Below are 6,403 nucleotides of genomic sequence, written 5' to 3' on the forward strand. Positions count from 1 at the left end.
GCGGCGATGCGGGCTGCCGCGCCGGTGGCGGCATCGGGTGCGGGGGCGGTATCGGCTTCGGGTGGAGCGCCTGCAGCGGCCGCGTCGTCGACGCCCGCACCGGCGTCCGGATCGGCATCCGCGCCGGTTTCGGCTTCCGTGCCTGCATCCGCTTCCGGTCCGGCATCGTCGCCGGCCGCGGCAGCATCGACACCTGTCGTATCGGCACCGGCGGCTGCAACACCGGCACCGGTCGCGCCTGCGCCCGCACCCACCGCTTCGGCGCCCGTATCGGCATCGGCATCGATTCCGGCAAGCGCATCGCCTGCGCCCGCTGCCGCCAATCCCGTCGCATCGTCCGCACCGTCCGGCGCGAGCGCACCGGCCGCACACTGACCGGCCGTCCGTATCGTCGCGTCGGGCCCTATTCGGCGCCGCGCGACGATACGCTCCCTTCTCCGTCATTCATCACGGGAATGTCCGTGCTGCCGGCTGCATGCCCGTTGTGTCGCCGACGTCGCTTCGATGCCTCGCGTCGAGGTATGCGCAGCCGATGCCGACGTTCGCCGGGATCGACTGCCGTCCGGCCGTCATCCGACAGGCCAGCTAGGGCCGGCCGCCCCGCCTACCTCAACGTCGCATGCAGCGTCTGCATCTGCTCGACGGTCGCGGTCACGCCGCCGCAGACGATCACGGCGATCTCCTTCGCCGACGCGAGCCCGGGCACCGGCCGCTCGAGCGCGGCCAGCGCGGCACCGCACGCGGGCTCGACGACGATCCGGTGCTCGTCGAGGAAACGCAGCGATGCGGCCACCGCCTCGGCATCGGACACGACGACCGGGTGAATCTCGTGTCGCGCTGCCCATTCGACCGCCGCGTCGCACGGCCGCTTCGCGCCGAGCGACGTCGCGATGCTCGTGATCGCCGGCAATTCGACCGCATGCCCCTGCGCGAGCGAGCGCGCATAGCAGTCGGCGCCTTCCGTTTCGGCCGCGACCACCGGCACGTCGTACCAGCCGTTGCGCGCCAGCCCTTCGAGCACGCCGCACAGCAGCCCGCCGCCGCCGACCGCGAGCACGATCGCGTCGGGCTTCGGGCCAGCCGCCGCCATCTCGTCGATCATCGTCGCGTGGCCCTGCCACAGCACGCGATCGTCGAACGGATGCACGAACGCATCATGCTCGCCGAGCGCCGACTGCGTGAACGCATTCGCCTCGGCCCAGCTCGCCCCGTGCACGACGAGCTCGGCGCCCTCGACGCGGATCAGCTCGCGTGCGCGGGCCGACGCGCTTTCCGGTACGACGACGAGCACCGGCACGCCGAGCTCGCGGCCGCAATACGCGACCGCGATGCCCGCGTTGCCGCCCGACGACGACACGAAGCGCCGCGCGCCGGCCGCGTGCCGCGCTTCGCAGACGGCGCCGATGCCGCGCAGCTTGAACGAGCCAGAAGGCTGCAGCGCGTCGAGCTTCAGCCGGATGGTCCTGCCGAGCCGGCGGGATGCGATTGGCGAGCGGAGATAAGGGGTCGGGATATGAAGCGGCATGGGGCGGGACCAGTGGGACCAGTGGGGAACGGGGGGAACGCACGCGACGTGCAACGGCGAGCGGCAATGGCGGTCATCGTACGGCACGCCTCCCATGCTTTCCAATACCATCGGATGGCATTTGCTATGCTCCACAGGTATATCGATGAACCTAATGGATGCCGCATGCGCCAGATCGAATTGCGTCACCTGCGCTACTTCGTGGCCGTCGCGCAAGCCGGCAGCGTGATGGCCGGCGCCCGCGCGGCCGGCATCGTCCAGCCCGCGCTGTCGCGACAGATCCGCGAACTCGAGGACGCGATCGGCACGCCGCTGCTGGTGCGCCGCGCAACCGGCGTCACGCTCACGGCGGCGGGCGCCAGCTTCCTGCAGGACGCGACCGGCCTGCTCGCGACGCTGCAGGACAGCCGTGAGCGCGCGCTGCGCAGCGCGGCCGGCCAGCTGGGCGAGCTGCGGCTCGGTGCGTTGCCGAACTGCCTGCCGCTGCCCGTCGTCGGCACCGTCCTCAAGGCGTTTCGCGACGCGTGCCCGGACGTGAAGCTGTCGATCGCGCCGATGCTGTCGGCCGAACAGGCGAACGCGCTGATGCGCGGCCAGCTCGACAGCGGGATCATGGCGTGGCGTCAGGACGAGGCGCCGCACCTGTCGGGCGTGCGGCTGCTGAGCGACCGCTTCGTGCTCGCCATGCCCGCACCGCCGGGCGGACACTTCACCGCGCCACGCACGCTGGCCGACGTCGCGAACGAGCCGTTCGTCTGGTTCGACGCGCAGCGCTCCGCCGCGCACCACCGGTTCCTGATGGCGCAGTGCCAGCGGGCCGGCTTCACGCCGCGCATCGCGCAGGTCGGCAGCGACATTCCGACTTTGATCGGCCTCGTCGCGGCCGGGATGGGCTGTGCGTTCGTGCCGGAAAGCGCGTCGCCGACCTGCCCGCACACGGTCCGGCTCGTCGCGCTCGACGAACTCGCGAGCCGCTTCGACATCGAGTTCGTGTTCGACGGCGCAGCCGTGCCCCCGTCGCCCATCGTCGCGCGGTTTCTCGAAGCCGTGCGGGATGCGACCGGCGAAGCGGGCTGAGCGTGCTGAGCGGGCTGAATGTCCAGCAGGTGCGGCGGCCTCGCCCGGCACTCGAGCGAGCCGATTCGCGGTGCCGAGTGACGGGCGCAATCCCCTTCCACCCAACCGTCGCTTTGGCTGCCGAAACACGCTAAACAGCCGCATCTTTTTTGCGCAAATTCTTACAAAACGACGACACCGGATGCCGCAACACCGGTGTTTTTAAATTGGCACCAAAAACGGCCGTTTAACGTCGCTTCGAATTGTCATGGCTCGAAATATACTGCGCGCGCATCCAACCCTCGTGCCAAAGAGAGGATGCGTTTCCGCCCCGGTCACGGTCCCCCTGTGATCGGGGCTTTTTTTGCCTGTGGGCCTTGTCTGCCAAGGGTTTTCGGCGACGATGCGAGATTCGCCCGGCGCGATGCCGGCCGCCTGAGCGGCCCGTCCGATCCGCGCGACCACCCATCGCCGCGCAGTCGGCGGGCGGCTTACGGTTCATCCGGCGGGAGCGACCGTCAGTCCGCGTCGAAGCGCCGATGGATCGCGATCTCCCGGCCTGAAGCCGCATGCTGCGCGTTACAAATATCTTTCACAAAAACAGCGCTTTCGCCCGCCGCGCCACCCGGCGTCAAGCGCACGCTGCATTGTTGACATGAAATCAAGATAATTTCGTCCGTACACGGCTTTTTCCGCAAAAGTCATGCAGGCACACTGCTTCCTGTCCTCAACGGTCCGTGCCGTTCGTTGTTTCTCGACTCCAGGAGCCCATCGCGTGAAGACCACGACTTCCTCTCCTTCCCGCCCGGGCGGCAGCGCCGCGCTGCCGCTGCTGGCACTCGCCGCCGGCGCGTTCGGCATCGGCACGACCGAGTTCTCGCCGATGGGCCTGCTGCCCGTGATCGCCGACGGCGTGCACGTGTCGATTCCGCAAGCCGGCATGCTGATCAGCGCGTATGCGATCGGCGTGATGGTCGGCGCGCCGCTGATGACGCTGCTGCTCGCGCGCTGGTCGCGCCGTTCGGCGCTGATCGCGCTGATGTCGATCTTCACGATCGGCAACCTGCTGTCGGCGTTCGCGCCGGACTACACGACGCTGCTGCTCGCCCGCCTCGTGACGAGCCTCAACCATGGCGCCTTCTTCGGGCTCGGCTCGGTGGTCGCGGCCAGCCTCGTGCCGCGCGAGAAGCAGGCGAGCGCGGTCGCGACGATGTTCATGGGTCTCACGATCGCGAACGTCGGCGGCGTGCCGGCCGCGACCTGGCTCGGCCAGATCATCGGCTGGCGCATGTCGTTCGCGGCGACCGCGGGCCTCGGCCTGGTTGCGATCGCCGGGCTGTTCGCCGCGCTGCCGAAGGGCGAAGCCGGCAAGATGCCCGACCTGCGCGCGGAACTCTCGGTGCTGACGCGCCCCGTCGTGCTCGGCGCGCTCGGGACGACCGTGCTCGGCGCCGGCGCGATGTTCACGCTCTACACGTATGTCGCGCCGACGCTCGAACACCTGACCGGCGCGACACCCAGCTTCGTGACCGCAATGCTGGTGCTGATCGGCGTCGGCTTCTCGATCGGCAACATCGCCGGCGGGCGCCTCGCCGACCGCTCGCTCGACGGCACGCTGATCGGGTTCCTGCTGCTGCTGATCGCGACGATGGCCGCGTTCCCGGTGCTCGCCCGCACGCATGCAGGCGCCGCCGCCACACTGCTCGTGTGGGGTGTCGCGACGTTCGCGGTCGTGCCGCCGCTGCAGATGCGCGTGATGCGGGCAGCCCACGAAGCGCCGGGGCTCGCGTCGGCCGTCAACATCGGCGCATTCAACCTCGGCAACGCGCTCGGCGCGGCGGCCGGCGGCGCGGCGCTCTCGGCGGGCTTCGGTTATGCGGCCGTGCCGCTCGTCGGCGGACTGATCGCCGCAGCCGGACTCGCACTCGTGTTCCTGCAGATCGCGCAACAGCGCCGCGCACCGGCCACCGCGAATTCGTAATCGCGACCCGTCGCGCGCCGGCAACGCATGCCGGACCGCCGATCCGTACCGACCCACGCTCACGGCCGCGCAATGCGGCCGTTTTCGTTTTCAACGGCCGACTTCGATTCAACGCCCCTCAAGCTGGAAAAATCCCGAATCTCCAGCGATCTTTCAGCGCTCCCAATGCAATACGTTTTCGGAATGAAAAACGATTCAATTCATTCAAATGATTCACTTTCATTTCTTCTTCACCGCATCCAGCCCACTACTTATCCCATTCGCCGCCGGCCGGCTCAACCCGCCCAATCAGCCTGAAAAATAGTCTCGAACCCCGCATGAATTACCCGTTTTTGCTGCAATGCAAGGTAATGACTTATACGAATCCCGCACGAGAAATCGAATAAAGAAATTCTCCTCACCTTTATTCAATTAATAGCCCTGCAAATGTAACAAAATGAAACAGGGTGAATTTAAAGATTGAAAGAATTGCCGATTCGTATCAGGATTTGCGACAACGTAGCGCGATCAAGCGCGGCATAAATCCAACGAAAAATCGATCGATGAGGGATCAGTGTGAAACTCGCCATCGCTTCCACGATGTTGTCGCTCGCGCTGTCCATCGGCCTGTCGACACCCGCCGCCGACGCAGCCACCTATTCGAACGGCACCGCCACCGCGACCTTCAACGTCACGCTGACGCTGCAGCCGAACTGCACGATCGCCGCGAACCCGCTCGCGTTCGGCACCAACGGGGTGCTGGCCACCGCGATCAACCAGCAGACCACCGTCAGCGTCACCTGCACCAATACGACGCCGTACAACGTCGGCCTCGACGCCGGCACGGTCACGGGCTCGACCGTCGCGAGCCGCCTGATGGCCGGCACGGCCACCGGCAACACGACGACGACCGTCGACTTCCAGCTCTACCAGGACGCCGGGCGCACGACGATCTGGGGCAACACGCAAGGCACGAACACCGTGGCCGGCACCGGCACGGGCGCCGCGCAATCGCTGACCGTCTATGGCCAGGTGCCCGCGCAGGCGACGCCGAAACCGGACACCTATCAGACGACCGTCACCGCAACCGTCTACTTCTGACCGGCGCCGCATCGCATGACCGCATTCCGTCGAACGCTCGTCGCGCTGCTGTGCGCGGCCGGCGCCGCGCACGCCGCGTCGCTGCAGATCTCCCCCGTCACGATCGAATTCAGTGCCGACGACACGGCCAGCGGCATCACGCTGCGCAATCCGGGCGAACGCCCGGTGTACGGACAGGTGCGCGTGTTCCTCTGGAACCAGACCGATGGCCAGGACACCTTGACGCCCACGCAGGATCTGCTGGCCAGCCCACCGCTGATCGAGGTCGGCACACAGTCCGAGCAACTGATCCGCGTGGTGCGCGCATCGCGCGTGCCATCCGGCACCGAGCAGGCCTACCGGCTGCTGATCGACGAATTGCCGCCGCCCGGCGAAACGCCGGCCAACGGCGTGTCGATCCGGCTGCGCTATTCGATACCGGTGTTCGTCGAGCCTGCCGCCGACGGCGCGCCGCGACTCGACTGGGCGCTGTTGCGCAACAACGGCGGCTGGGTGCTGCGGGTGCGCAACGGCGGCACGCGGCGCGCGCAACTGGCGTCCGTCGAACTCGTGACTGCCGACGGTCATACGGTCCCGCTCACGCGCGGCCTGCTCGGCTATGCACTCGCGGGCCGCACGGGCCAGTGGAGCGTGCCGCTGCCGGCCGGCGTCACGCTCGGCGGCAAGGTCACGGTGCGGGCAGCCGTCAATTCGCAGCCGGCGGGCGCCGCCGTGGTGGAGAAGCCCCCGAGCTAGTCCGCCGTTGCGCCGCCCGGCCCGTC

The 6,403-nt window shown here is 68.1% G+C and carries 5 protein-coding genes and 1 pseudogene; 4 read left to right on the forward strand and 2 right to left on the reverse strand.

Translation table 11 applies throughout. From position 1 onward, the window contains the following. Together G3N96_RS37285 and G3N96_RS37290 are read right to left on the reverse strand one after the other, a co-directional pair. Window positions 1-323, reverse strand: a pseudogene (locus G3N96_RS37285) (hypothetical protein); the annotation flags it as partial. Between the two features lie 281 nt (window positions 324-604). Continuing rightward, window positions 605-1,525 carry a pyridoxal-phosphate dependent enzyme gene (locus G3N96_RS37290; RefSeq protein WP_206140332.1) on the reverse strand — a complete coding sequence of 307 codons (921 nt, stop codon included), beginning with the start codon at window positions 1,523-1,525 and terminating at the stop codon, window positions 605-607. Between the two features lie 165 nt (window positions 1,526-1,690). On the opposite strand from G3N96_RS37290, the gene G3N96_RS37295 reads away from it, so the two are divergent. From G3N96_RS37295 to G3N96_RS37310, 4 genes are all read left to right on the forward strand, one after another. Beyond that, window positions 1,691-2,602 carry a LysR family transcriptional regulator gene (locus G3N96_RS37295; protein ID WP_206140333.1) on the forward strand — a complete coding sequence of 304 codons (912 nt, stop codon included), beginning with the start codon at window positions 1,691-1,693 and terminating at the stop codon, window positions 2,600-2,602. A 754-nt stretch (window positions 2,603-3,356) separates the two neighbouring features. Then, the gene (locus G3N96_RS37300; protein WP_206140334.1) at window positions 3,357-4,562 is read left to right on the forward strand and encodes an MFS transporter; all 1,206 of its coding nucleotides are present in this window, start codon (window positions 3,357-3,359) and stop codon (window positions 4,560-4,562) included. A 579-nt stretch (window positions 4,563-5,141) separates the two neighbouring features. Continuing rightward, a complete protein-coding gene (locus G3N96_RS37305; protein ID WP_124576053.1) occupies window positions 5,142-5,642 on the forward strand; it encodes a spore coat U domain-containing protein in 501 nt (166 codons plus the stop codon). Window positions 5,643-5,657: 15 nt separating this feature from the next. Continuing rightward, a complete protein-coding gene (locus tag G3N96_RS37310) occupies window positions 5,658-6,377 on the forward strand; it encodes a molecular chaperone (protein ID WP_206140335.1) in 720 nt (239 codons plus the stop codon). Window positions 6,378-6,403: the final 26 nt, after the last annotated feature.

This window comes from Burkholderia sp. Se-20373, assembly GCF_017104705.1.
Lineage (GTDB): Bacteria > Pseudomonadota > Gammaproteobacteria > Burkholderiales > Burkholderiaceae > Burkholderia.

Excerpts from the sequence above, each read along its gene's own strand:
- G3N96_RS37290 (WP_206140332.1), bottom strand. The coding sequence starts at position 1,525 with ATGCCGCTTCATATCCCGACCCCTTATCTCCGCTCGCCAATCGCATCC.
- G3N96_RS37295 (WP_206140333.1), top strand. The coding sequence starts at position 1,691 with ATGCGCCAGATCGAATTGCGTCACCTGCGCTACTTCGTGGCCGTCGCG.
- G3N96_RS37305 (WP_124576053.1), top strand. The coding sequence starts at position 5,142 with ATGTTGTCGCTCGCGCTGTCCATCGGCCTGTCGACACCCGCCGCCGAC.
- G3N96_RS37310 (WP_206140335.1), top strand. The coding sequence starts at position 5,658 with ATGACCGCATTCCGTCGAACGCTCGTCGCGCTGCTGTGCGCGGCCGGC.